Annotated in this window: 18 protein-coding genes and 1 tRNA gene; 7 read left to right on the top strand and 12 right to left on the bottom strand. The window is 62.4% G+C overall.

Features of this window, described 5'->3' with window-relative positions; genetic code table 11:
* Window positions 1–47 precede the first annotated feature (47 nt).
* Window positions 48–1331, top strand: a complete 1284-nt coding sequence (locus GQX66_RS23370; protein WP_236188541.1) for an OprD family porin — start codon at window positions 48–50, stop codon at window positions 1329–1331.
* Window positions 1332–1338: 7 nt separating this feature from the next.
* Here GQX66_RS23370 and GQX66_RS23365 read toward each other — a convergent pair.
* The 5 genes from GQX66_RS23365 to GQX66_RS23345 form a co-directional block, all read right to left on the bottom strand.
* Window positions 1339–1434, bottom strand: a tRNA-Sec gene (locus GQX66_RS23365).
* Window positions 1435–1440: 6 nt separating this feature from the next.
* Complete coding sequence (selB, locus tag GQX66_RS23360; RefSeq protein ID WP_240871906.1) at window positions 1441–3351, bottom strand: selenocysteine-specific translation elongation factor; 1911 nt, start codon at window positions 3349–3351, stop codon at window positions 1441–1443.
* Complete coding sequence (gene selA, locus GQX66_RS23355; protein WP_240871761.1) at window positions 3348–4754, bottom strand: L-seryl-tRNA(Sec) selenium transferase; 1407 nt, start codon at window positions 4752–4754, stop codon at window positions 3348–3350. Before selA ends, selB begins: the two co-directional genes overlap by 4 nt.
* A 51-nt stretch (window positions 4755–4805) precedes the next feature.
* Window positions 4806–5486, bottom strand: a complete 681-nt coding sequence (locus tag GQX66_RS23350) for a DUF3313 domain-containing protein (RefSeq protein ID WP_102686170.1) — start codon at window positions 5484–5486, stop codon at window positions 4806–4808.
* A 17-nt stretch (window positions 5487–5503) separates the two neighbouring features.
* Entirely contained in the window at window positions 5504–5815 is a 312-nt protein-coding gene (locus GQX66_RS23345) for a hypothetical protein (RefSeq protein ID WP_011334117.1), read from the bottom strand.
* Between the two features lie 149 nt (window positions 5816–5964).
* Here GQX66_RS23345 and GQX66_RS23340 point away from each other — a divergent pair, with 149 nt between their 5' ends.
* Together GQX66_RS23340 and GQX66_RS23335 are read left to right on the top strand one after the other, a co-directional pair.
* Window positions 5965–6690 carry a response regulator gene (locus tag GQX66_RS23340; RefSeq protein ID WP_085745701.1) on the top strand — a complete coding sequence of 242 codons (726 nt, stop codon included), beginning with the start codon at window positions 5965–5967 and terminating at the stop codon, window positions 6688–6690.
* Window positions 6687–8018 carry an ATP-binding protein gene (locus GQX66_RS23335; protein ID WP_240871758.1) on the top strand — a complete coding sequence of 444 codons (1332 nt, stop codon included), beginning with the start codon at window positions 6687–6689 and terminating at the stop codon, window positions 8016–8018. The genes GQX66_RS23340 and GQX66_RS23335 overlap by 4 nt, the downstream gene beginning before the upstream one ends.
* 3 nt (window positions 8019–8021) lie before the next feature.
* Here GQX66_RS23335 and fdhE read toward each other — a convergent pair whose 3' ends face one another.
* From fdhE to fdnG, 4 genes are read right to left on the bottom strand one after another with little or no spacing between them, the layout of a single operon-like run.
* Complete coding sequence (fdhE, locus tag GQX66_RS23330; protein WP_240871756.1) at window positions 8022–8948, bottom strand: formate dehydrogenase accessory protein FdhE; 927 nt, start codon at window positions 8946–8948, stop codon at window positions 8022–8024.
* A 3-nt stretch (window positions 8949–8951) separates the two neighbouring features.
* The gene (locus GQX66_RS23325) at window positions 8952–9605 is read right to left on the bottom strand and encodes a formate dehydrogenase subunit gamma (RefSeq protein ID WP_240871750.1); all 654 of its coding nucleotides are present in this window, start codon (window positions 9603–9605) and stop codon (window positions 8952–8954) included.
* Window positions 9602–10537: a formate dehydrogenase subunit beta gene (gene fdxH / locus GQX66_RS23320; protein ID WP_240871745.1), complete on the bottom strand. Its 936-nt coding sequence runs from the start codon at window positions 10535–10537 to the stop codon at window positions 9602–9604. The genes GQX66_RS23325 and fdxH overlap by 4 nt, the downstream gene beginning before the upstream one ends.
* 14 nt (window positions 10538–10551) lie before the next feature.
* Window positions 10552–13617: a formate dehydrogenase-N subunit alpha gene (fdnG, locus tag GQX66_RS23315; protein ID WP_240871740.1), complete on the bottom strand. Its 3066-nt coding sequence runs from the start codon at window positions 13615–13617 to the stop codon at window positions 10552–10554.
* A gap of 218 nt (window positions 13618–13835) precedes the next feature.
* Between fdnG and GQX66_RS23310 the strand changes: the two genes are divergently transcribed.
* The 4 genes from GQX66_RS23310 (at window position 13836) to GQX66_RS23295 (ending at window position 18163) form a co-directional block, all read left to right on the top strand.
* Window positions 13836–14984: a PatB family C-S lyase gene (locus GQX66_RS23310; protein ID WP_240871737.1), complete on the top strand. Its 1149-nt coding sequence runs from the start codon at window positions 13836–13838 to the stop codon at window positions 14982–14984.
* Between the two features lie 95 nt (window positions 14985–15079).
* Window positions 15080–15937: a glucose 1-dehydrogenase gene (locus tag GQX66_RS23305; RefSeq protein ID WP_240871733.1), complete on the top strand. Its 858-nt coding sequence runs from the start codon at window positions 15080–15082 to the stop codon at window positions 15935–15937.
* Between the two features lie 90 nt (window positions 15938–16027).
* Entirely contained in the window at window positions 16028–16639 is a 612-nt protein-coding gene (locus GQX66_RS23300; protein WP_240871730.1) for a Yip1 family protein, read from the top strand.
* Between the two features lie 48 nt (window positions 16640–16687).
* Window positions 16688–18163, top strand: coding sequence for a cation:proton antiporter (locus GQX66_RS23295; protein ID WP_240871727.1), 1476 nt, complete (start codon window positions 16688–16690; stop codon window positions 18161–18163).
* On the opposite strand, the gene GQX66_RS23290 is transcribed toward GQX66_RS23295, so the two are convergent.
* The 3 genes from GQX66_RS23290 to GQX66_RS23280 all read right to left on the bottom strand — a co-directional run bounded on the left by GQX66_RS23290 (window position 18062) and on the right by GQX66_RS23280 (window position 21606).
* On the bottom strand, window positions 18062–18598 hold the full coding sequence (locus GQX66_RS23290; protein ID WP_102686181.1) for a hypothetical protein: 537 nt from the start codon (window positions 18596–18598) through the stop codon (window positions 18062–18064). The genes GQX66_RS23295 and GQX66_RS23290 overlap by 102 nt on opposite strands.
* A gap of 73 nt (window positions 18599–18671) precedes the next feature.
* Window positions 18672–20591 (bottom strand): PAS domain S-box protein, encoded by a 1920-nt coding sequence (locus GQX66_RS23285; RefSeq protein ID WP_240871724.1) that lies wholly within the window; start codon window positions 20589–20591, stop codon window positions 18672–18674.
* Window positions 20592–20691: 100 nt separating this feature from the next.
* On the bottom strand, window positions 20692–21606 hold the full coding sequence (locus GQX66_RS23280; protein ID WP_240871723.1) for a zeta toxin family protein: 915 nt from the start codon (window positions 21604–21606) through the stop codon (window positions 20692–20694).
* Window positions 21607–21621: the final 15 nt, after the last annotated feature.

Raw genomic sequence — 21621 nt, 5'->3', positions numbered from 1 at the left:
ATCCGGCGACTTCCATCACGGCCGGTCACTGACACATGAAAGGTTTCATGCAACCGCGTTTCGCCCTGGCACTGTTGTATTGCGCAATGACCGACTCGGCATTTGCCAGCGGATTTCTCGACGACGCCAAAACCGAAGTGCTCAGCCGCAACTTCTACCTGAGCAACGACTATCGCTCGCCCTCTCCGTCCGGGAAAAACTACAAACAGGAATGGGCTCAAGGGTTTATCGGCACTTTCGCATCCGGTTTCACGGATGGAACCATCGGCTTTGGCCTCGATGCTCATGCCTTTTATGGTTTGAAACTCGATGGCGGCAAAGGGCATTCCGGCACGGGACTGTTGCCGGTGGACAGTGATGGCCGTAGCGAAAGCGAATACTCCAGCGCGGGTGGTGCGCTGAAGCTCAAGGCCTCGAAAACCACCCTCGCCTTCGGTGAAATGACCGTGGAAACGCCGGTATTCGACACTTCGGACAAACGCCTGCAACCGGAATACGCCACGGGGTTTCTGCTCGACAGCCGCGAGATCGATAACGCGCGTCTTGTCGCCGGGCGTTTCACGGCGTTCAAGAATCAGGACAGCTCTTCCGGCAGAGGCGATTTTCAGGGCTATGGCGCCAGCACCCGGGGCGAAAGCATCAGTTTTGTCGGCACCGACCTGTTCAGCGACAGCCCGGTGGGCGGCGCGCTGTATGCGTCCGACCTGAGCGACACCTGGCGCCAGTACTACGCCAACCTGCATTTCAAACGGTCCGGTGTGCTGCTCGACGCCAACGTCTACCACACCCGCGACACCGGACAGGCACTGGCGGGAGAAATCGACAACACCGCGTTCAGCCTCTCGGGCAAATACACCTTCGGCGCCCACGCGGTCATGCTCGGCTGGCAACGCATCAATGGTGACACGCCGTTCGATTTCGTCGGCGGCGACTCGATCTACCTGGCCAACTCGATCAAATACGCCGACTTCAACGGCGCCAACGAACGTTCCTGGCAAGCACGTTACGACCTGGATCTCGGCGCCTTCGGCATTCCCGGGCTGAACTTCATGACCCGCTATGTTTCCGGCAGCCACATCGACGGCACCCACGCACCCAAGGGCGGCGCCTACAACCCGTTCGACGCGGACAGCGGGCAATATCAGCCGCAGCAAGGGGACGGCGGCAAACACTGGGAACGCGACATCGATCTGCGCTACATCGTCCAGTCCGGCGCGGCCAAGGATCTGTCGGTGCAGCTGTCCCACGTTTCGCACCGGGCCAACAGCGCCCAAGCGGGCGATGACATCGACCGGATCTACGTGGTGATCCAGTACCCGTTGGGCTTTTGAGGGAAATTGGCGGAAGGCAGCCGGAGTCGAACCTGCCCGGGAACGGATGCCGTCCCCAACCGGGTTTGAAGCCCGGCCGCGCCACCGGGCGCGATTGCCTTCCATGAACTCAGTCCGCGCCGGGGTTGGCCAGCGCACTGTCGGAGCGGATTTGCCGGCCTTCGCCGACGCGCCGGGTCAGGCCCAGCCGATCGAAGTATTCGAGGATCTGAATACTGCGCTTGCGTCCCAAGCCTAGCGCATCGCGGAAGGCCGTGACTTCGATCTGCGGATTTTCTTCGGCCAGGCGCAGCAGCACCGCCGCCATTTGCCGCAGCGTGATATCGGTGACAAACAGGTCACGCACCACTTGATGCATCACGCCAAGGCGCGCCAGTTTGCGCAGCAGCAAACGCACGGTCGCGTCTTCCTGGTCGACGACTTTCGCCACGTCGCGTACCCACGGTGGATCGAAACCGGCCTGTTCGAACAACGGTTGCAACGCCTGCCACAGGGTTTCGTCGTCGGCGCTCAGGCGCACTTGGTGGTCGGGCAAATGCAGCCATGGGCCGCTGGCGACCAGCGAGCCGGCGCCGAGCAATTCTTCCAGCAGGCTGATGAAGGTAGCGCGTTCGAGGCTCAAACCGCTGAAACGCCGCAGACGGTCGCGGTCCGGGCCCATCTGATCGGGCTCCAGCTCATGAAAGCGCGCCAGTTGTTCCAGCAGGGTGAACTTGAGCATGCCCCAGCGCTGCGCATTGAACAGCACCGGGCCTTGTCGGGTTTCGATCAGGCGGACGTTGTCCGGCAGCGTCCAGCCGTCACGCGGACGATTGAACTGACGTTCCAGACGCTGCGGATCGAGGCCGCTTGCGCTGTATTCCAGTAGCGTCGGCAACGCCTGTTCCAGCTCGGAGCTGATCGCCAGCACACGCAGTTGCGCCAGCCGTTCCGGACTGCGGCGCTGACGGGCCGGGGCGAAGGGATCGAGCACACGCCCGCCGCCGAGCGTTCGCTGGGCGCTGGCATCACGCAGGATCAGCGGATCGCCGTGGACGCCATGCACCGGAGCGTTCGTCAGCAGTTGCGCAAACATGCGCTCGCCGGGTGCCAGGCTCGGGCCTTCCAGCAAGGCGACCCGGGCGATCACGTCCTGAGTGCCGAGATGCAGGTGCACCGGCTGGAAGTGCTCGAAAACCCGCTCGCCCGGCAACAACCGGAATTCGATATCCAGCCGCTGGGTCGGTGCGTGCAGCCATTCGGCGAGCAACCATTGGCCGCGATGGATCTGCCCGAGTTCCAGGCGGTCCGCGCTGATATTCAGCGCCACGCGCTGGCCGGCGAAGGCTTGTTCGGCGGTCTGATTCTGCGCGTGCAGGCCCCTGACCCGCACGGTTTTGTCCGCCGGGCCGAGGCTGAGTTTGTCACCCACGACGACCGAGCCCGAAAGCGCCGTCCCCGTCACCACGATCCCGGCGCCGGCGACACTGAACGCCCGGTCGATGGCCAGGCGAAAACCGCCTTCGCGACTGCGCTCCTCGCCTTCTATCTGCAGCAATGTCTGGCGCAGCGCATCGACGCCCTCGCCCGTCACGCTGGAAACCGTCAGCAACGGTGCTTCGGCATAGGGCCCGGGTGCCAGCAGGCTTTCAACCTGTCGGCGAACCTCTTCCACCCTGCCCGCCTCGACCCGATCACACTTGGTGATCGCCACCAGCGCCCGTGGAATGCCCAGCAGCTCGACAATCGCCAGATGCTCGCGGGTCTGCGGCATCACCCCGTCATCCGCCGCCACCACCAGCAACACCAGATCGATGCCCTGCGCACCGGCGAGCATGTTGTGGGTGAATTTCTCGTGCCCCGGCACGTCGATGAAGCCGGTCAGCCCGGCGCCGGGCGCCAGTTCGGCGTACAGATAACCGAGGTCGATGGTCATCCCGCGCTCGCGTTCCTGCGGGCGGCGGTCACCGGTTTGCCCGGTCAGCGCTTGGAGCAGTGACGTCTTGCCGTGGTCGATGTGCCCCGCCGTGCCGACGATCACGTTTGCAACTGCCCGAGTTGCGCCTGCCACGCTGGTTCATCATCGAGTTGCCGCAGATCCAGCCACAACGCGTCGTCATCGATGCGCCCGAGCACCGGGATCGGCAAGGCGCGCAATGCGGCTTCCAGATTCAACAGGCAACGGCCGCGCAGGCGTTTCGATACTTGCGGGCGCAGGCACAGCGCTGCGCTTGGCAGGCGCGCCACCGGTTGGCTGCCGCTGCCGATCATGCCCAGCGCGGGCTCCGCCGTGACGATCCAGCCCTCGCCCAACAGTTCGGACAAGGTCGGTCGCAGGCGTTCGGCCTGGGCCAGAATCTCGGCTTGCGGTCGGGTCAACAGGCGCAGGCTCGGCAAACGCTCGGCCAGACGATCCGGGTCGCGATAGAGCCCGAGCACCGCTTCCAGTGCCGCCAGCGTCAGTTTGTCGACCCGCAACGCGCGTTTCAGCGGGTTCTTCTTGATCTTCGCGATCAAGTCCTTGCGCCCGACGATCACCCCCGCCTGCGGCCCGCCAAGCAACTTGTCGCCGCTGAAGGTGACGATGTCGGCGCCATCGAGCAGCGCCTGACGCACCGTCGGTTCCGCCGGCAGGCCCCAGCGGGTCAGGTCCAGCAGGCTGCCGCTGCCAAGATCTTCCAGCAACGGCAGGTCATGCCGATGGGCCAATGCCGCCAGTTCGGAAGTCGGCACCCGGGCGGTGAAGCCTTCGATGCTGTAGTTGCTCGCGTGCACGCGCATGATCAGGCCGCTGCGTGGGCTGATTGCCGCTTCGTAGTCGCGGGCATGGGTGCGATTGGTGGTGCCGACCTCGTGCAGGCGCACGCCGGCGCGGCTCATGATGTCGGGGATGCGGAACGCGCCGCCGATCTCGATCAGCTCGCCCCGGGAAATGATGCCTTCCTTGCGCGCGCCGAGGCTGTTGAGCGTCAGCAGCACGGCGGCGGCATTGTTGTTGACCACCGTGACGGCTTCGGCGCCGGTCAGCTCGCGGATCAGGCCTTCGATCAGATCGTCGCGGTCACCGCGCTTGCCGCTGGCCAGGTCGAATTCCAGATTCAAGGGATAGCGCGCCGCCAGTTGCACGGCGTCGATGGCTTCTTCCGGCAACAAGGCCCGGCCGAGGTTGGTGTGCAGCACGGTGCCGGTCAGGTTGAACACCCGGCGGACCTGGCTGCGCTGCTGCAGCGCCAGACGTTCGGCGACCCTTCCGGCCAGCGCTTCAGGGCTGATTTCAACGGCGGTCAGTTGCCCCGCCACCACGGCTTCGCGCAAGTCATCCAGTAACTGGCGAAACCCCGTCAACAGGGCCTCACGCCCGTAACGCTCGGCCAATGGCTGGCACGCGGGGTGGCGCAACAGGCTGTCAATCGACGGTAATCGCAGGGCAACACTTACGGACATCAGGCACTCCCGAAATCGAAATACGCCTGATGATGTTAGACCACCCTGCTTCTAGCGCAGCGCGGCCCGCTGAACCGGCACATAGGTTTGACTCAGGTCCGTCGCCCAGCCATCGAGCACGGCTTTCACGTTATCGGGCGTCATGACCTGTTTGTCGTTTTCCAGCGGCACGCCCTTGCCCTTGCGCACCACCTCGGCCACAACCTCCCCGGTCGAACCGTCCTCGAAGGACACTTCCGTGGCGATCTCACTGTCCCGGTCACGAATGCCGGTGGCGCTGCTCACCCCGGCCGCGACCAGTGTCACCGGCAGCCATTCATAAAAGCGCAGGCCCTGAGTACTTGCGGCGACCTGGGTGATGGCCGGTTTGACGATCAGTGTGTTCGGGCCGGGTTTAGAAACCAGCGGCAGCACCTTGCCCAGCTCGAGCCTGAGGGCTGCGTCGTAGTAGTGGGTCACGCCCGACAAGGTACTTTGGGGAATGCGCTGCGACGGCTGGGGCCGGGGATAGAACTGGCTCGGCGCCAGGTAAACCTGGGTGTAACGCCCCCTCATCAGTGTCGGGCTGACCCAGCTCAGAATCTTGTGCCCCGAAGCGGTCTGCCCTTCCTTGAGCACGCTGTAATCCCGCAGAAACCCGGCCTGCGGCTCGGCCGGAAGCTTCTTGCTGCTGCACGCCGACAGGCTGAGGGTGGCGGCAAACAACACGGCCAGTGAGCGATGGCTAGTCATCGATGGTGTTTCCTTTTTCAGGCGTGGACGTGGCTGTGCGGGGTGTTGTCGGAGCACTCGATGCGCAACTGGCCGTGGGTCATGATCCATTGGATGAATTCGGCGGTAGGAATCGTGTGCAGGTATTCGACCCAATGGGCCTCGGTCGGGCTGAACCGTTCGAAATAGCGGCGCAGGATCAACTGACTCTGATCGTTGGCCAGCCCCAGGCACGTCTCCTGGAACAGGATCGGCGTGTCGGGACCCGGTGCGGTGGTGCGCTGGGTCAGGATCAACGGGCGCACGGCGCCATGGTCCCGGGTGATGTAGCCGCTGTTCATGTCCTTCATGTTGAGCCCCCTTGGTTGGAAGGCCTGCAGAGTGCCTGCGGATGTTTGCCCGACGATGTCCGGCTGATGTCCGCGCTGAAGGAATGTTGCAGGATTGAAATATATGACCGGCGCATCGAAATGGTTTTAGATGCGCTTCTTTTGGGTTCATGGATTGCGCAAACGTGAGCAGATTGCTGATCGTCGATGACGACGGGGAAATTCTGTCCTTGCTGAAGAAGTTCTTCGTTCAGCACGGCTATCAGGTCGATGTCGCCGCCCATGGCGAGGCCATGTGGGCGGCCATTGCGCAGGCACGGCCGGACACGATCATCCTCGACCTGATGCTCCCCGGTGAGGGTGGCCTGAGCCTGTGCCAGAAAGTCCGGGCGCAGATGGGCATCCCGATCATCATGCTCACGGCCATGGCCGAGCTGAGCGACCGGATCGTCGGCCTGGAATTGGGCGCCGACGACTACCTGACCAAGCCCTTCGCCCCGCAGGAGTTGCTGGCCCGGGTACGCGCGCTGCAACGCCGGGTCGGTGAGCACACGCCGTCCGGCGCCGAGCCTTCACGCCCGGTCATGGCCTTCGCCGGTTGGCATCTGGACATCACCTGCCGCGAACTGCGCTCGCCCGAAGGCGTGATGATTCCGATGTCCGCCGGCGAATTCGACCTGCTGCTGGTGTTGCTTGAACACCCGCAACGCATCCTGACCCGCGAACAACTGATCGACCTGACCCACGGCCAGGGCCACGACGCCTATGACCGCAGCATCGACGTGCAGATCAGTCGGCTGCGACGCAAGATCGAACCGGACAGCAAACGCCCGGACCTGATCCGCACCGTGCGCAACGGTGGTTACATGTTCACTGCCAAGGTCAGCCGCTCATGATCGGCCGGATGCTGCGGCGCGACACCCTCAGCCGGCGGATTGCCCTGACAATCGTCGCGGCCATGCTCGCTTCGCTACTGCTCAACGCGCTGTTCGTTCAGGTCGCGGGGATCTGGGCCCGGCCGCCGATCGAGCGCACCGGGCTGCTGGAACAGATTGCCGCCACCACCCGAGTGATCGAGGCGGCGCCGGCGACCTTGCGCCCGCAACTGGCCAGTGCCGCCAGCAGCCCGATGCTTGAAGTGCTGTGGAAACCCCGTCGGGTCGACTTCGGTCTGCCGGGGGACGGCGAACAGGTTGAGGCCGGAAAAGTGCCGGCGCTGCGGCAATTGCTTGGCGATAACCGACAGATCGATGTGTTCAACCCCGATGACTGGCCCGCCGGCAGCCCTCGCGCGCATTACATGGCGCTGGTGCGGCTGGCCGATGACAGCTGGCTGTCTTTCACGCCGCCGGAGCGCAGTTGGGGCTTGAGTCTGAACGTGCGGATTGCCGTGATCGTTGCCCTGGGGCTGGTCGCCACCCTGCTGGTCGCCTGGCTCGCCACACGCCAACTGGCCCAGCCGTTGCAGCGCTTTGCCCATGCCGCGCGGCGTTTCGGCGGGGACCTGAAAGCGCCACCGATCTACCTCGAAGGCCCCCATGAAATCCGTCAGGCCATCGTCGCCTTCAATACGATGCAGGCGCAGATCCAGCATTTCATCGGCGAACGCACGCACATGCTCGCCGCCATCTCCCACGATTTGCGCGCCCCGCTGACCCGGATGCGCCTGCGCAGCGAGTTCATGGAAGACCTCGACCATCAGGGCAAACTGATCCGCGACATCCAGGAAATGCAATCGATGATCAACGCCGCCCTTGCGTTCTTCCGGGAAGACACCCATCTGGAGCAATCCACCGCGTTCGATCTGTCGGAGTTGCTGCAAACCATCATCGATGACTACCGCGATCAGCACATCGACATCGGTTTCACCGTTCCGGCGCATGTGGTGTATGACGGCCGGCCGCTGGGCATCAAACGGGTCATCGTCAATCTGCTGGATAACGCGGTGAAATACGGACAGCGCCCCAGCGTGGCGCTGAGCAGCGATGACACGTCGATCCGCATCGAGGTCATTGACGAAGGGCCGGGGATTCCCGAGGACGCGCTGGAGCGGGTTTTCGATCCTTTCTTCCGACTCGAGACCTCGCGCAACCGTGACACCGGTGGCGTCGGGCTCGGTCTCTCGGCGGCACGAGGAATCATTCGTGAACAGGGTGGCGAGCTGAGTCTGCGCAATCGCCGCAGCGGCGGCTTACGCGCACGGGTTGAATTGCCGCATCGCTGAGGCTTATTCGTCGCCGGGCGCCAGCAACAAATTCGGCGCCAGCCGCTGATAACCGTCCTGAGCCAAGCGCATGTCGAGCAACAGACTGCCCAGATCCGCCGACAGCGCCTCGCCCTCCCCGTCGTTTTCCAGATACAGCAACTTCAGATAGCTGTTGCAGCCCGGACAGACTTCGGCGCGCAGCGGCGCCTGATTGGCAGCGTGGCGGTCATCTTCGAGGCTCAGGTATTCAAGCCCTTTGCTCTGCTCGCAATACACGCACTTGACCCGCACCACATGCCATTCGCAGGCGCACAGCGAACACACCAGATAACGCAGGCCGTTGTGCTTGCCGCGATGGCGGATCACCCCGGCCATGGCCGGCGAGCCGCAGGCCGGGCACTGACTGAGGCTGTCGCCGGGCGTCAGTTGCAGGTTCTGTGCGCTGAGCAGCCAATGACTCCACGCCGCTTGCAACGCCGCCCCGAGAAACGGCACCAGCGCCGCCGGCACCAGCGAATACTGGCCGCTGACCAGCGCCACCGCCCAGGCGCGCAACTGACCGGGGCTGGCGATGCGCAGTGTGGTAACGGCCTCGACCACCGCCGGTTGCTCGGGGGCGACATAGCGCTTGAGCAAGGCTTCGAGATAAAGCTGCCAGGTGTCCTCGCGAATCAGGGTGTCGGCGGCGAACGGCGGCATGCCGTGTTGCCGACAGACTTCCAGCCGCTGTTCATCGAGCGGCACGGTCGAGGGCGGGTCGTCGAAGATTTGCTGCTGGACACGGCACAAACCGGCGATCAAATGCAGGTAATCGGCCAGCGGATGACCTTCGGCCAAGCGCTCAAGGCGCTGGGCCCGCAACGTGAACAGGTTGTGCGGCGGCAGGTGCAGAAACGGCGGCGAACTGGCCGCCGCTTCGATTTCTCCGGGTTCGAGGATGGTTGGCAACTGTCAGCCCTTTTTCGTGATCGGTCGCTCTGGCGGATCTTTGCTGTCCACCTCGCGATACCAGAGTGCATGGTGTTTCCTGGCCCAGGCGCGGCTGACCCAGCCGTGCATCATTGCGTCCACCGAGCCCTTGATCCAGATCCCGGCGTAGATGTGCACGATGATGCTCAGGATCAGCACAACCCCCGCCAGAGCGTGCAGCAACATCGCCCAGCGAATCGTGGTGATGCCGAAGTAATGACTGAAATACGCGCGCCAGATCACCAGTCCTGTGAACAACAATCCGAGCATGCACAGCAGTAAAGTCCAGAACAGCAGTTTCTGCCCGGCGTTGTACTTGCCCACCGCCGGCACGGTCTCCTCGTCGTTGACCAGCACCCGGTTGATGCGCCGCAGCCATTTCCAGTCGTTGTCGATGAAGAAGTTGGAACGCCAGAAGCGAAACACCAGACCGAGGAAGAACACGAACATCAGCACGCCCATGAACGGGTGCAGGATCCGCGTCCACGGCCCGCCGCCGAACAGGTGGGTCAGCCAGAACATCGACGGATGAAACAACGCCAGCCCCGACAGCCCGGCCATGAAGAACAGAATCGCCACCAGCCAGTGGTTGGTGCGCTGGTTGGCGGTGTAGCGCAGGATCGTCTTGTTGCTCATGGCCGGTCCTCCCCGCGTGGGTCGAAGGTGTGCACCGCCGGGTCGACGACGTGCACCGAGGTGTCGGGCGGTTCGGGATGTTCATCTTCCTCGACCCGGTTCGGGCCGATCCGCACGTAATGGAAGAACCCGGCCAGCACCGCCGCGCCCATGGCCAGCAGGCCCAGCGGTTTGCTGATGCCTTTCCACAAGCCCACCAGCGGGCTGATCTCGGGGTTGTCCGGCAGGCCGGCGTAGATTTTCGGGGTGTCGGCGTGGTGCAGCACGTACATGACGTGGGTACCGCCAACGCCTGCCGGGTCATACAGGCCGGCGTTGTCGAAACCACGGTTTTTCAGGTCGACGATGCGTTCGGCGGCGTGGGTTTTCATGTCGTCCTTGGTGCCGAACACGATGGCCCCGGTCGGGCAGGTTTTTACGCAGGCCGGTTCCAGCCCCACCGCCACCCGGTCCGAACACAGCGTGCATTTGTAGGCCTTGTGATCTTTCTGCGAAATGCGCGGGATGTTGAACGGGCACCCGGTGATGCAATAACCACAGCCGATGCAGTGGTCCTGATCGAAATCGACGATGCCGTTGGCGTGCTTGATGATCGCGCCGGGGCTGGGGCACGCCGCCAGGCATCCGGGCTCGGCGCAGTGCATGCAGCCGTCCTTGCGGATCAGCCATTCGAGGTTGCCGGCGTCGGTTTCGTGCTCGGTGAAGCGCATCAGCGTCCATGAATCGGCGCTCAGGTCCTGCGGATTGTCGTAGGTGCCGTGGTTGTGGCCGACCTCGTCGCGCAGCTCGTTCCATTCCGAGCACGCGACCTGACAGGCCTTGCAACCGATGCATTTGGTGGTGTCGATCAGCTTGGCCACCTGTTCCTGGCCGCGTATCGAAGGCGCCGGGGTCGTGGTGGCCGAGCGGGCAATGATGTCTTGGCTGGCCATCTAAAGATTCTCCATCAGAGTTTCTCCACGTTGACCAGGAATGACTTGGATTCCGGGGTCTGTGTATTGCCATCGCCGAGGAACGGCACCAGGGTGTTGGTCAGGTAACCGTGGCGCGTCAGGCCGGTGAAACCCCAGTGCAGCGGAATGCCGATCTGGTGCACCACCTGGTTGTTGACCTGCAACGGCCGGATCCTTTTGGTCACCACCGCCACCGCTTCAATGAACCCGCGCTTGCTGCTGACCCGCACCCGGTCGCCGGCAGCGATGCCCTTCTCCTTGGCCAGCACTTCGCCGATTTCCACGAACTGCTCGGGCTGGGCGATCGCGTTCAACTTGCAGTGCTTGCTCCAGAAGTGGAAATGCTCGGTCAGCCGGTAACTGGTCGCTGCATACGGGTAATCCTTGGCCACGCCGAGGCTGTCCCACACCGAATCGAAAATCCGCGCCGCCGGGTTGCTGGTGGCTTTCTTGTTTTCCGGATGCAGCGGGTTGATGCCGATCGGCGTTTCGAACGGCTCGTAGTGCTCGGGGAATGGCCCTTCGTTCATCTTGTCGACGGCGAAGAACCGCGCCACACCTTCGGGGTTCATGATGAACGGGTTCATCCCGGCTTCCGGCGGCACGTCGGCCTTGTAGTCCGGCACATCGGTGCCGCCCCAGGCCTTGCCGTTCCACCAGACCAGGCGCTTTTTTGGATCCCAGGGTTTGCCGGTGACGTCCGCCGAAGCGCGGTTGTACAGAATCCGTCGGTTGGCCGGCCAGGCCCATGCCCAGCCCTGATGCTGGTGCATGCCGTAAGGGTCGTTGTTGTCGCGACGGGCCATCTGGTTGCCAGCCTCGGTCCAGCTGCCGCAGAAAATCCAGCAGCCGGACGCGGTGCTGCCGTCATCCTTGAGCTGGGCGAACCCGGCCAGTTGCGCATTGCCCTTGATCGCCGCGCCGGTGGCGTCGGTGAAATCGGTGGTGGCGTAGCCGTTGATCTCTTTGGCGATCTCTTCCGGTGAGGGCTCTTCGGCAATCTTGTACGGCCACGACAGCTTCAACAGCGGATCGGCGAATTTGCCGCCCTCGGCCTGATAACGCTCACGCAGGCGCAGGAACAGCGCACTCATGATGTGCACGTCGGTGCGCGCCTCGCCGGGGCCATCGGCGCCTTTCCAGTGCCATTGCAGCCAGCGGCTGCTGTTGACCAGCGAACCGTCCTCTTCGGCAAAACAGGTGGTCGGCAGGCGAATGACTTCGGTCTGGATGTCGGCGCTCTTCACATCGTTGTACGGCCCGACGTTTTCCCAGAACTGCGAGGTTTCGGTGGCCAGCGGGTCCATTACCACCAGCCATTTCAGTTTGGCCAGTGCCGCCATCACCCGGTTCTTGTCCGGCAACGCGGCGATCGGGTTGAAGCCCTGGCACATGTAGCCGTTGACCTTGCCCTGCCCCATCAGGTCGAACACCTTGAGGATGTCGTAGTTGGGGATGTCGAGTTTCGGCAAGTAGTTGTAGGCCCACTGGTTTTCGGCAGTGGCATTGGCGCCGTACCAGGCTTTCATCAGGCTGACGTGGAACTTGCTGTAGTTCTGCCAGTAGGACAATTGCCCCGGCCGCAACGGAACCTGGGTGCGTTTATGGATGTAGGCCGCGTAATCCTGCTCGGCGTCGGTCGGCAGGGTCAGGTAACCCGGCAGCGCGTTGGACAGCAGGCCAAGGTCTGTCAGGCCCTGAATGTTCGAGTGCCCGCGCAAGGCGTTGACCCCGCCGCCCGGCATGCCGACGTTGCCCAGCAACAGTTGCACCATCGCTGCGCTGCGTATTATCTGCGAGCCGATCGAGTGCTGGGTCCAGCCCAGCGCATAGAGAATGGTCATGGTCTTGCCCGGTGCCGAGCAAGTGGCAATTTCCTCCCAGATCTTTTTCATCGCATCGACCGGCATGCCGCAGATCTGGCTCGCCAGGTCGATGTTGTAGCGGCTGTAATGCTGCTTCATCAGTTGATAGACGCAGCGCGGGTCCTGCAGGCTCGGGTCGACTTTGACGAAGCCGTCCTCGCCCAGTTCGTAACCCCAGGTGGATTTGTCGGTGTAACTGCGTTTGGCCGCGTCGTAACCGGTGAACAGTCCGTCCTCGAAGCCGAAACCGGCTTTGACGATAAACGACACGTCGGTGTAGTTGCGCACGTATTCGTGCTGGATCTTGTCCTCGGTCAACAGGTAATTGATCAGCCCGCCCATGAACGCGATGTCGCTGCCGGTGCGGATTGGCGCGTAGTAATCGGCTACGGACGCGGTCCGGGTAAACCTCGGATCGACCACAATCAGCCGCGCGGCGTTGTGCGCCTTGGCTTCGGTCACCCATTTGAAGCCGCAAGGATGGGCTTCTGCTGCGTTGCCACCCATCACCAGGATCAGATTCGCGTTGGCGATATCGGTCCAGGTGTTGGTCATGGCTCCACGGCCGTACGTCGGGGCAAGACTTGCCACCGTCGGGCCGTGTCAGACACGCGCCTGGTTATCGAACCCCAGCATGCCGAGACTGCGAACCACCTTGTGGGTGATGTAGCCCGCTTCGTTGGACGCTGCCGACGCTGCGAGGAAACCGGTGGTCAGCCAGCGATTGACCGTCTGGCCCTGGGCGTTCTGTTCGACGAAATTGGCGTCGCGGTCGGCCTTCATCAGGTCGGCGACGCGGTCGAGGGCTTCGTCCCAGGTGATCCGGGTCCATTCGCTGCTGCCGGGCTTGCGCACCTGCGGGTACTGCAAGCGGCCGGGGCTGTGAATGAAGTCCAGCAGACCGGCGCCTTTCGGGCACAAAGTGCCGCGGTTGACCGGGTGGTCGGCGTCGCCCTCGATATGGATGATGTTTTGCGCAACGTTCTTCGCGGCATCGCCCTGGCTGTACATGATCAAGCCGCAACCGACCGAGCAATACGGGCAGGTGTTGCGGGTTTCATGGGTGTGGGCAAGCTTGAAGTGGCGCACCTGCTCGGCGAAGGCCTGCGTCGGGGCCATGCCCAACGCGCCCAGGCTAGAGCCTGCAAGGCCGATACCGGCGACCTTGAAGAACTGACGACGGCTGAGATCCATCGTGCACTCCTGATCAGGTGGAACCCGGTACTGGTGCCGGGTTTGTTCTGGACAATCACGGTTGCGGCAGACGAGTGCCGACTTTTTCACTGTAGACAAAGCTCCCGCCGCTTGTGTGAAAACCGACCGTCGGCCATTCATCGGTCACAAGTTCGCGCCCACAGGGGATGGGGGTTTATCATCGCCGGCACGACCCATCTCCGCCTCAGAGACCGCGCATGACTTTCGATTTTGATCAGGTATTCGACCGCCACGACACCGGCAGCACCAAGTGGAGCCGCTATCCGGCCGACGTGTTGCCGATGTGGGTCGCTGACATGGATTTCGCCGCGCCGCCGGTGGTCATCGAGGCGCTGCAACAACGCCTCCTGCACCCGCTGGTCGGCTACAGCGTGGCCCAGGACAATCTGCGCGAGGCCATCGTTGCCGACCTCTGGAACAAGTTCGCCTGGCGGGTCAAACCGCAAGAGCTGATCTTCCTGCCGGGCGTGGAGTCGGGTTTCAACATGGCGCTCAAGGCGCTGGTGCAACCGCAGCAGAACGTTGTGGTGCAAACTCCGAATTACCCGCCGCTGCGCCATGCACCTGGCCATTGGGGCCTGAACAAGGTCGAGCTGGAATTCAACGCCCAGGCCGACGGCACCTACGCCACCCCGCTGGACGCACTGCGTGAATCCCTCAAAGGTGGCGGCGCCCTGCTGCTGAGCAACCCGCACAACCCGATCGGCAAAGTCTTCGGCCGTGAAGAACTGCAAGCGGTAGCGGACATCTGCGTGGCGCAGGACGCCTGGATCATCTCCGACGAGATCCACGCCGAGCTGTGCTACGACGGTCGCGTCCACATTCCGACCGCGTCCCTGAGCCCGGAAATCGCCCGCCGCACCATCACCCTGATGTCGGCGAGCAAGGCCTACAACATCGCCGGCCTCAAGACCTCGTTCATGATCATCCAGGACGCCGCCCTGCGCGAACGCGTCAACCACGCCCGTTGCGGCATGGTCGACAGCGTCAACCCGCTGGGCATGGAAGCTACGCGCGTGGCCTACAGCGAAGCCGGTCCGTGGCTAGAGGCGCTGAAGCAGTATCTGCAAGCCAACCGTGACTGGCTGGTGGACGCGGTGCGCAATCGCTTGCCCGGCGTGACCCTCAATGTGCCGCAAGGCACGTATCTGGCCTGGCTCGACTGCTCGGCGCTGGACCTGGACGACCCGCAGAAATTCTTCCTGGACCACGCACGCGTAGGCCTCAGCCCGGGCCTGGATTTTGGCGACCACAGCCAGCAGTTCGTGCGCCTGAACTTCGGTTGCCCGCGTTCGATGCTGGAAGAAGGCATTGCGCGGATGGAACGGGCCCTCAAGTCCCGGTAATCAAGTCAGGGCAAACCCGAGCGTCAATCCGATCGAACTCAGCGCAAACGGGCCGGGTCAACCGGCCTACCTGCCATGAGACCCGGAGATTGACGATGACCGACTATCCAAAACCCCCGTTCCCGAAACAGGCGCAGCCGGTTCCCGGCTCCCAGCGCAAGATGGAGCCCTACCCCGATTGCGGCGAGCAAAGCTACACCGGCTCCGGCCGGTTGGCCGGCAAGATCGCCCTGATCACCGGTGCCGACAGCGGCATCGGCCGTGCGGTGGCCATTGCCTTCGCCCGCGAAGGTGCCGATGTGGCGGTCGCCTATTTGAATGAACATGAAGATGCCAAGGAAACCGCGCGCTGGGTCGAACAGGCCGGTCGCCAGTGCCTGTTGCTGCCCGGTGACATTGCGCAGAAATCCCAGTGCCAGGCGTTGGTGGATCAAACCGTCGAGCGCTTCGGCCGCATCGACGTGCTGGTCAACAACGCGGCTTTCCAGATGACCCACGAAACCTTCGAGGAGATTCCCGACGACGAATGGGTGATGACCTTCGACGTCAACATCACCGCGATCTTCCGTCTGTGCCAGGCTGCCATCAAACACATGGGACCCGGCTCCTCCATCATCAACACCAGTTCGATCAACTCGGACATGCCCAAGCCCACCCTGCTCGCCTACGCCACCACCAAAGGCGCCATCGCCAATTTCACCGGTGGTCTGGCGCAAATGCTCGGCCCGAGGGAAATCCGCGTGAATTGCGTGGCACCGGGGCCGATCTGGACGCCGCTGATCGTCTCGACCATGCCGGATGAGGAAGTGCAGAACTTTGGCGGGCAAACGCCACTCGGCCGCCCCGGCCAGCCGGTGGAGGTCGCGCCGATCTATGTGCTGCTGGCGTCTGATGAAGCCAGCTACATCACGGGCCAGCGCTATGGCGTGACCGGCGGCAAACCGATGCTCTGAACCACTTGCCAGAAAAAGTGAACCGCTGGACAAGGCGACCTCTCCATACCTTCATGGCCCGTTCGGGTTGCAAGAGATCAGGAGGTCGTCATGTCTGCGCCTATTATCAAACTCTTCACCCAGCCGAACTTTGCCTGGACTGACATCCGCCGCGAAGAAGAGGCCCACCCGCGTCATTACCTTGCTCACCTGCTGTTGCTCGCCCTCGTCCCGGCGGTGTGCCTGTTCATTGGCACCACGTATGTCGGCTGGAGCCTGGCAGTGGGTGAAACCGTGAGGCTCAGCAGTGTCAGCGCCTTGCAGCTGAGTGTCCTGCTCTATATCACCATCGTGGTCGGCGTGGCGATGATTGGCGGTTTCATCCGCTGGATGTCGCGCACCTTCGATGCGCGGCCGACGCTCAACCAGTGCATCGGTTTCGCGGCATACACCGTCACCCCGTTTTTCATCGCCGGGCTCGCCGGCCTGTATCCCAGCCGCTGGCTGGCTGTGCTGGTGCTTGGCGCGGCGTCGATCTATTCGACGTTTCTGCTATTCGTTGGCCTGCCGACTTTCATGCACGAGCGCAAGGAACAGGGTTTGCTGTACTCGGCCAGCGTCTGGGGTGTCGCGCTGCTGGTGCTGGTGACGTTGTTGGTGTCGATGATTCTGCTGTGGTTCAACGTGCTGACGCCGGAATACCTGCGCACGACTGCGGGTTAGGCCGGTTATGTCGGGGCGGCATCGAACTGACCTTACGGGCCGCGCGTCATGAGCTTCATCATCTGGGTGGCGGTGCTCGGTGCCGTGCTGCTGACCCTGGCGCTGACGTCGTCGTACCTGCGCTGGATGCCGGTGACGACCTCGGCTGTTTGCCTGCTGCTGGGTGTGGGCATCGGGCCGGCAGGGCTCGATCTGCTGAAACTGCCGCTGGACGAAGCCTCTTTGTGGATGGAGCACCTGACTGAGGTCGCGGTGCTGTTTTCCCTGTTCGTCTGCGGTTTGAAGTTGCGTTTGCCATTGCGCGACAAACGTTGGCGGATTGCATTCGGTCTGGCGGGCCCTGTGATGGTCCTGACGATCATCGGCGTCTGCCTGTTGCTGCATTTTGGCCTGGATCTGAATTGGGGCCCTTCGCTGTTGATCGGCGCGATTCTGGCTCCGACCGACCCGGTGCTCGCAGCGCTGGTACAGGTCAACGATGCGCGGGACGTCGACAGCGTGCGCTTCGGCCTGTCCGGCGAGGCCGGGCTCAACGACGGCGTTGCATTCCCCTTCGTGATCCTCGGGCTGTTGCTGCTGAACGGTGAAGGGTTTGCCGCCGAGTGGCCCGACTGGGTACTGCGCAGCCTTGTGTGGGCGGTTCCGGCCGGGTTGCTTTGTGGCTACTGGATGGGCCGTGGCATCGGTCGTCTGACCCTCTCGCTGCGCATCCGCAACGATGACAGCACTCTGAGTCCGAATGACTATCTTGCTCTAGCGTTGATTGCGCTGGCCTATGTGGTGGCTGAATCCATCGGTGGCTACGGTTTTCTGTCGGTATTCGCCGCCGGCCTCGGCTTGCGACAGGAGGAAGTCAAATCCACCGGCGCCCATCAACCACCCGCCGAACACATGGTGCAACCGGTTGTCGGTCATCAGAATGTCGAGCCGCAACAGGCGGTGCACGGCGATACCGAGCGGCTGGAAGACAGCCAGGTGGCCGCCGGCATCATGATGGGCGACATGCTCGCCTTCGGCGGTCTGGTCGAGCGGGCGATGGAAGTGTTTCTGGTTACCCTGCTGGGCGTGGTGCTGGTCAGTCACTGGGACTGGCGGGCGCTGCTGGTCGGCGGCGTGCTGTTCTGTTTCATTCGCCCTGCCTGCGTGGCTTTGATGCCGTGGGGATCGTTATTGGCTGGGCGCCAACGGTTATTGATCGGCTGGTTCGGCATTCGTGGCATCGGCAGTCTGTTCTACCTCTTCTATGCGCTGAACCATGGGCTGGGCGACAGCGTGGGCACGCTGTGTACCGACCTGACCCTGTCGGTGGTGGCGCTGAGCATTCTGCTGCACGGCATCAGCACCCAGCCGATTCTTGCCCGCTACGAGCAGCGTAAAAACCGGTCAATCCTAAACGAGATGGCCGTTGAACGCGGTGGTGTTTCAGCCTCCCGGGTTGGTCACCTGAATGTAGAAGGCATAAGTGCCGAGCAACATCCAGAATGTTGCAAAGATCCACGGCGTACGAATGGAAAACAGCAGTGACTTGCGATACCCCTTGTGGCTCGACTCCATTTCGCTGAACAGCGGCGATTCGTCATAAGCCAGACCCATCAGGGGTTCGCTGCGCAGCAATTCACTCTGCTTGAAATGCCAATGATCGATGATGTCGTAGGCGGCACGAATCCCCGGCCAGGCATTGAGCGAACTGAGCAGGCCGAGCAAGGCCAGGAACGGTGGCACCACCAGGGTGAACAACTTGCCCCACTCGGGGTTGAGGTTGGCCATGCAGGACGCGAAGGCAATCACCAGAAACGATTGCGCGGCCAGGTACGCATCGGTGCGGTTGGCCAGGATGCTGGTTTCGTACTGGATTTCCCGTCGGTAGAAATCCAGCCGTTCCTTGGGTGAACCGAACATTTTGGCGTTATGTTCGTTGAGGGTCTCTTCGGCGGTCGGTTGGGTCAATATGCGTGGCACGATGGAACGCTCCGAAACAAAGCGTTTTGAGGCGCCACGTCTCGGACAAGTTCAGCCCGATTGTGCCTCCGGTTCACTTTATCGACTGGGCAATGATCTCCACCAGATTCAGTTGATTGAACGGTTTCGACAGCCGCGGCAGCCCCGCTGCAAAACCTTCGAGGCGCTCGGCATAACCGGTCGCGAGGATGATCGGCAGATCCGGCTTGAGCAGGCGCACGGCGTGAGCCAGTTGCGCGCCGCTCATCTGCGGCATGGCCATGTCGGTGATCATCAGGTCGATGACCTCGCCCTGATCGAACAGCTCAAGCGCCTGTGCACCGGAGGCGGCGCTGACCACCCGGTGGCCGAGGTCTTCCAGCAGCAGGACCGTGCTGGTGCGCACCAGACTGTCGTCGTCCACCACCAGCACGCTGAGGCGCGGCACCCTATCGGTGGACACCATCGGACCAAGCGGTTTGGCGACAACACCGTCGACGGCCACCGGCAACCACAGTTCAGCGGTGGTGCCCTGCCCCTTTGTACTTTTCAGAATGAAGCGGCCACCCAGTTGTTCGATGAAACCCTGGACCATCGACAATCCCAGACCGGTGCCCTTGCCCAAGCCCTTGGTGGTGAAAAACGGATCGCTCGCCGACGCCAGGGTGGCGGCGTCCATGCCTTCACCGGTATCGGTGACCCTCAGGCACACGTAGCGCCCAGCTGCCAGGCTTGTGTCGTTCTGTTCGAGCACCACTTCGGGCTCGGCACTGATCGTGACGTTGCCTCCTTCGGGCATGGCATCACGGGCATTGGTCGCCAGATTGAGCACCGCCAGTTCGAGTTGGTTGCTGTCGGCCAGCACCGCTTGCAGGTCTTCGGGAAACTGCGTTTCGATGCGGATCCCCGGCCCCAGTGAACTGCGCAACAGCCCGGTGATGCCCTGCACCAGTTTCGGGATTTCGATCGGTTCGGTCTTGAGCTCCTGACGCCGGGCAAAAGCCAGCATGCGCTGGGTCAGCGACACGCCGCGCAAGGCGCCCTGGGTGGCGTTCTCCAGCAGACGGCTGACTTTCGGGTCATCGCCCAGGCGTTTGCGCACGATTTCCAGGTTGCCGAGGATCACCGTCAGCAGATTGTTGAAGTCGTGGGCGATACCGCCGCTGAGTTGGCCGATAGCCTGCACTTTCTGCGCCTGGAACAGCGCTTCACGGGTTTTTTCCAGGGCCTGTTGCGCCTGGGTAGCCTCGGTGACGTCGCGGGTAATCTTGGCAAAACCGAGCAAAGTGCCGGTGTCGCCGCGAATCGCATCGACCACCACATGGGCCAGAAACCGCGTGCCGTCCTTGCGCAGGCGCCAGCTCTTGTTCTCGAAACGGCCCTCGCGCACCGCAGTTTCCAGGGCGCGCTGGGGTTCACCGGCGTCACGGTCTTCCGGGGTGTAGAACATCGAGAAATGCTTGCCGATGACCTCATCCGGCTTGTAACCCTTGATCCGCTGCGCGCCGGGATTCCAGTTGGTCACCCGGCCTTCGGGGCTGAGCATGTAGATCGCATAGTCGGTGACGCCCTGCACCAGCAGGCGAAACTGCTGTTCGCTCTGCTTGAGGGTTTCTTCGGCCATTTTGCGGTCGGTCAGGTCGCGGGTGATCTTGGCAAACCCGAGCAGTTGCCCGCCCGGGCTGAAAATCGGATCGATCACCACGTGGCACCAGAAATGCGTGCCGTCCTTGCGTACCCGCCAGCCTTCACCCTCGAACCGGCCTTCGCGGATCGCCGTGTCGAGTGCCCGCTGCGGCAAACCGTTGGCACGGTCTTCATCGGTGTAGAACCGGGAAAAGTGTTCGCCGAGGATCTCCGCCTCTTCATATCCCTTGAAGCGCTTGGCGCCGGAGTTCCAGCTGGTAATGATCCCCTCGGGGTCGATCATGTAGATCGCATAATCGACGACCGCATCGATCAGCAAACGAAAGCGCATGTCTTCGATTGCAGCGGACTTCTTGTTCTCGCTCATCAGGCTTGGCTCAAAGCAGGTTTTCAATGACTGGAGTATGCGTCAAACCGGCGGTTTGGAAAGCCGCAAAAGCATACCGGGCCAGGCAAGGGGCAGCAGCTCATCGCTGGACATATCTGATGATCCTTGCGTAAAGCGCATTGAAGAGGAAATCCGGTACCTGCGTCGCGTATTGCGTTGCCTTGGACAAGGCCAGGTGGCACTCCCTGACCATTTCATTACGCTCGTTTTCGCCATTGACCGATTTGCTGAAAATGCGCTCATAGGCCTCGTAACTGTAAGGCGTGGATGTCGAGGTAATGGAAAGCTTGTGCTGGGTGTCCAGGGTGTATGTGCTGTGCGCGCGCAGGATCCGATCCTGCAAGGCACCCAGCCCGCGCTCGTACAGGAAAATCTGCGAGCCGCTGATTTTTCTGGCCACCGACTCCAGTGTGTACAGCACCGCATGAGCATTACCCAGGCTGGATTTCAGCGCCGACGGTTTGACGAAACGCTCAAGCTCGCCCTTTTCGAGGCTTTTGAACCCACGTTGGACACCTGAAATAAAGGCAAAGGGATAGTTGCAGGCGACCACGTGCACTTCCAGCTGATAGCCGGCGCTGGCGGCGTATTCAGGCAAGGCGGCAAATTGAATGGTGTCGAATGCGCACTCCAGAATGATGTTGAGTTTTTCCCTGAAGGCTCTTTCGAAAATCTTCTGGCACAGATCGCGGACGAAAGTCTCTGTGTGTTCGTAGGCATGCAATACGCCGATTTTGATCATTTCCTTATATTGCGGATGCCTCTCCCGATACTGGGGAAGGTAGAGGCGAACATGGTTTTGATAGCGACCGGAAGGCAGCAGGCTTTTTTCCAGCAGGTAGGTTTTGCCCGAACTTTGCACGCCGGCAGTGACCAGCATCCGGGGTGTGGTCTCGGCTGTTACTGCGGAAAACAGCGTTGGGCTGAGGGTGTCGAAAGCGGCAGTGACCTGCTCTGGCGTGTAGGTGTAGTGGTAGGCAGCGGCGACAGACATGCAGTGATTTCCTTA

Source organism: Pseudomonas sp. B707 (assembly GCF_022496685.1).
Taxonomy (GTDB): Bacteria; Pseudomonadota; Gammaproteobacteria; order Pseudomonadales; family Pseudomonadaceae; genus Aquipseudomonas; species Aquipseudomonas paraglycinae.
The sequence above is the reverse complement of the archived record's forward strand: the minus strand, read 5'-3'. Positions and strand labels throughout refer to the sequence as shown.

What these genes read in the sequence shown, in the direction of transcription:
- GQX66_RS23370 (WP_236188541.1), top strand. Translation starts at nt 48, where the DNA reads ATGCAACCGCGTTTCGCCCTGGCACTGTTGTATTGCGCAATGACCGAC.
- selA (WP_240871761.1), bottom strand. Translation starts at nt 4,754, where the DNA reads ATGTCCGTAAGTGTTGCCCTGCGATTACCGTCGATTGACAGCCTGTTG.
- GQX66_RS23350 (WP_102686170.1), bottom strand. Translation starts at nt 5,486, where the DNA reads ATGACTAGCCATCGCTCACTGGCCGTGTTGTTTGCCGCCACCCTCAGC.
- GQX66_RS23345 (WP_011334117.1), bottom strand. Translation starts at nt 5,815, where the DNA reads ATGAAGGACATGAACAGCGGCTACATCACCCGGGACCATGGCGCCGTG.
- GQX66_RS23340 (WP_085745701.1), top strand. Translation starts at nt 5,965, where the DNA reads ATGGATTGCGCAAACGTGAGCAGATTGCTGATCGTCGATGACGACGGG.
- GQX66_RS23335 (WP_240871758.1), top strand. Translation starts at nt 6,687, where the DNA reads ATGATCGGCCGGATGCTGCGGCGCGACACCCTCAGCCGGCGGATTGCC.
- GQX66_RS23325 (WP_240871750.1), bottom strand. Translation starts at nt 9,605, where the DNA reads ATGAGCAACAAGACGATCCTGCGCTACACCGCCAACCAGCGCACCAAC.
- fdxH (WP_240871745.1), bottom strand. Translation starts at nt 10,537, where the DNA reads ATGGCCAGCCAAGACATCATTGCCCGCTCGGCCACCACGACCCCGGCG.
- GQX66_RS23310 (WP_240871737.1), top strand. Translation starts at nt 13,836, where the DNA reads ATGACTTTCGATTTTGATCAGGTATTCGACCGCCACGACACCGGCAGC.
- GQX66_RS23305 (WP_240871733.1), top strand. Translation starts at nt 15,080, where the DNA reads ATGACCGACTATCCAAAACCCCCGTTCCCGAAACAGGCGCAGCCGGTT.
- GQX66_RS23300 (WP_240871730.1), top strand. Translation starts at nt 16,028, where the DNA reads ATGTCTGCGCCTATTATCAAACTCTTCACCCAGCCGAACTTTGCCTGG.
- GQX66_RS23295 (WP_240871727.1), top strand. Translation starts at nt 16,688, where the DNA reads ATGAGCTTCATCATCTGGGTGGCGGTGCTCGGTGCCGTGCTGCTGACC.
- GQX66_RS23285 (WP_240871724.1), bottom strand. Translation starts at nt 20,591, where the DNA reads ATGAGCGAGAACAAGAAGTCCGCTGCAATCGAAGACATGCGCTTTCGT.
- GQX66_RS23280 (WP_240871723.1), bottom strand. Translation starts at nt 21,606, where the DNA reads ATGTCTGTCGCCGCTGCCTACCACTACACCTACACGCCAGAGCAGGTC.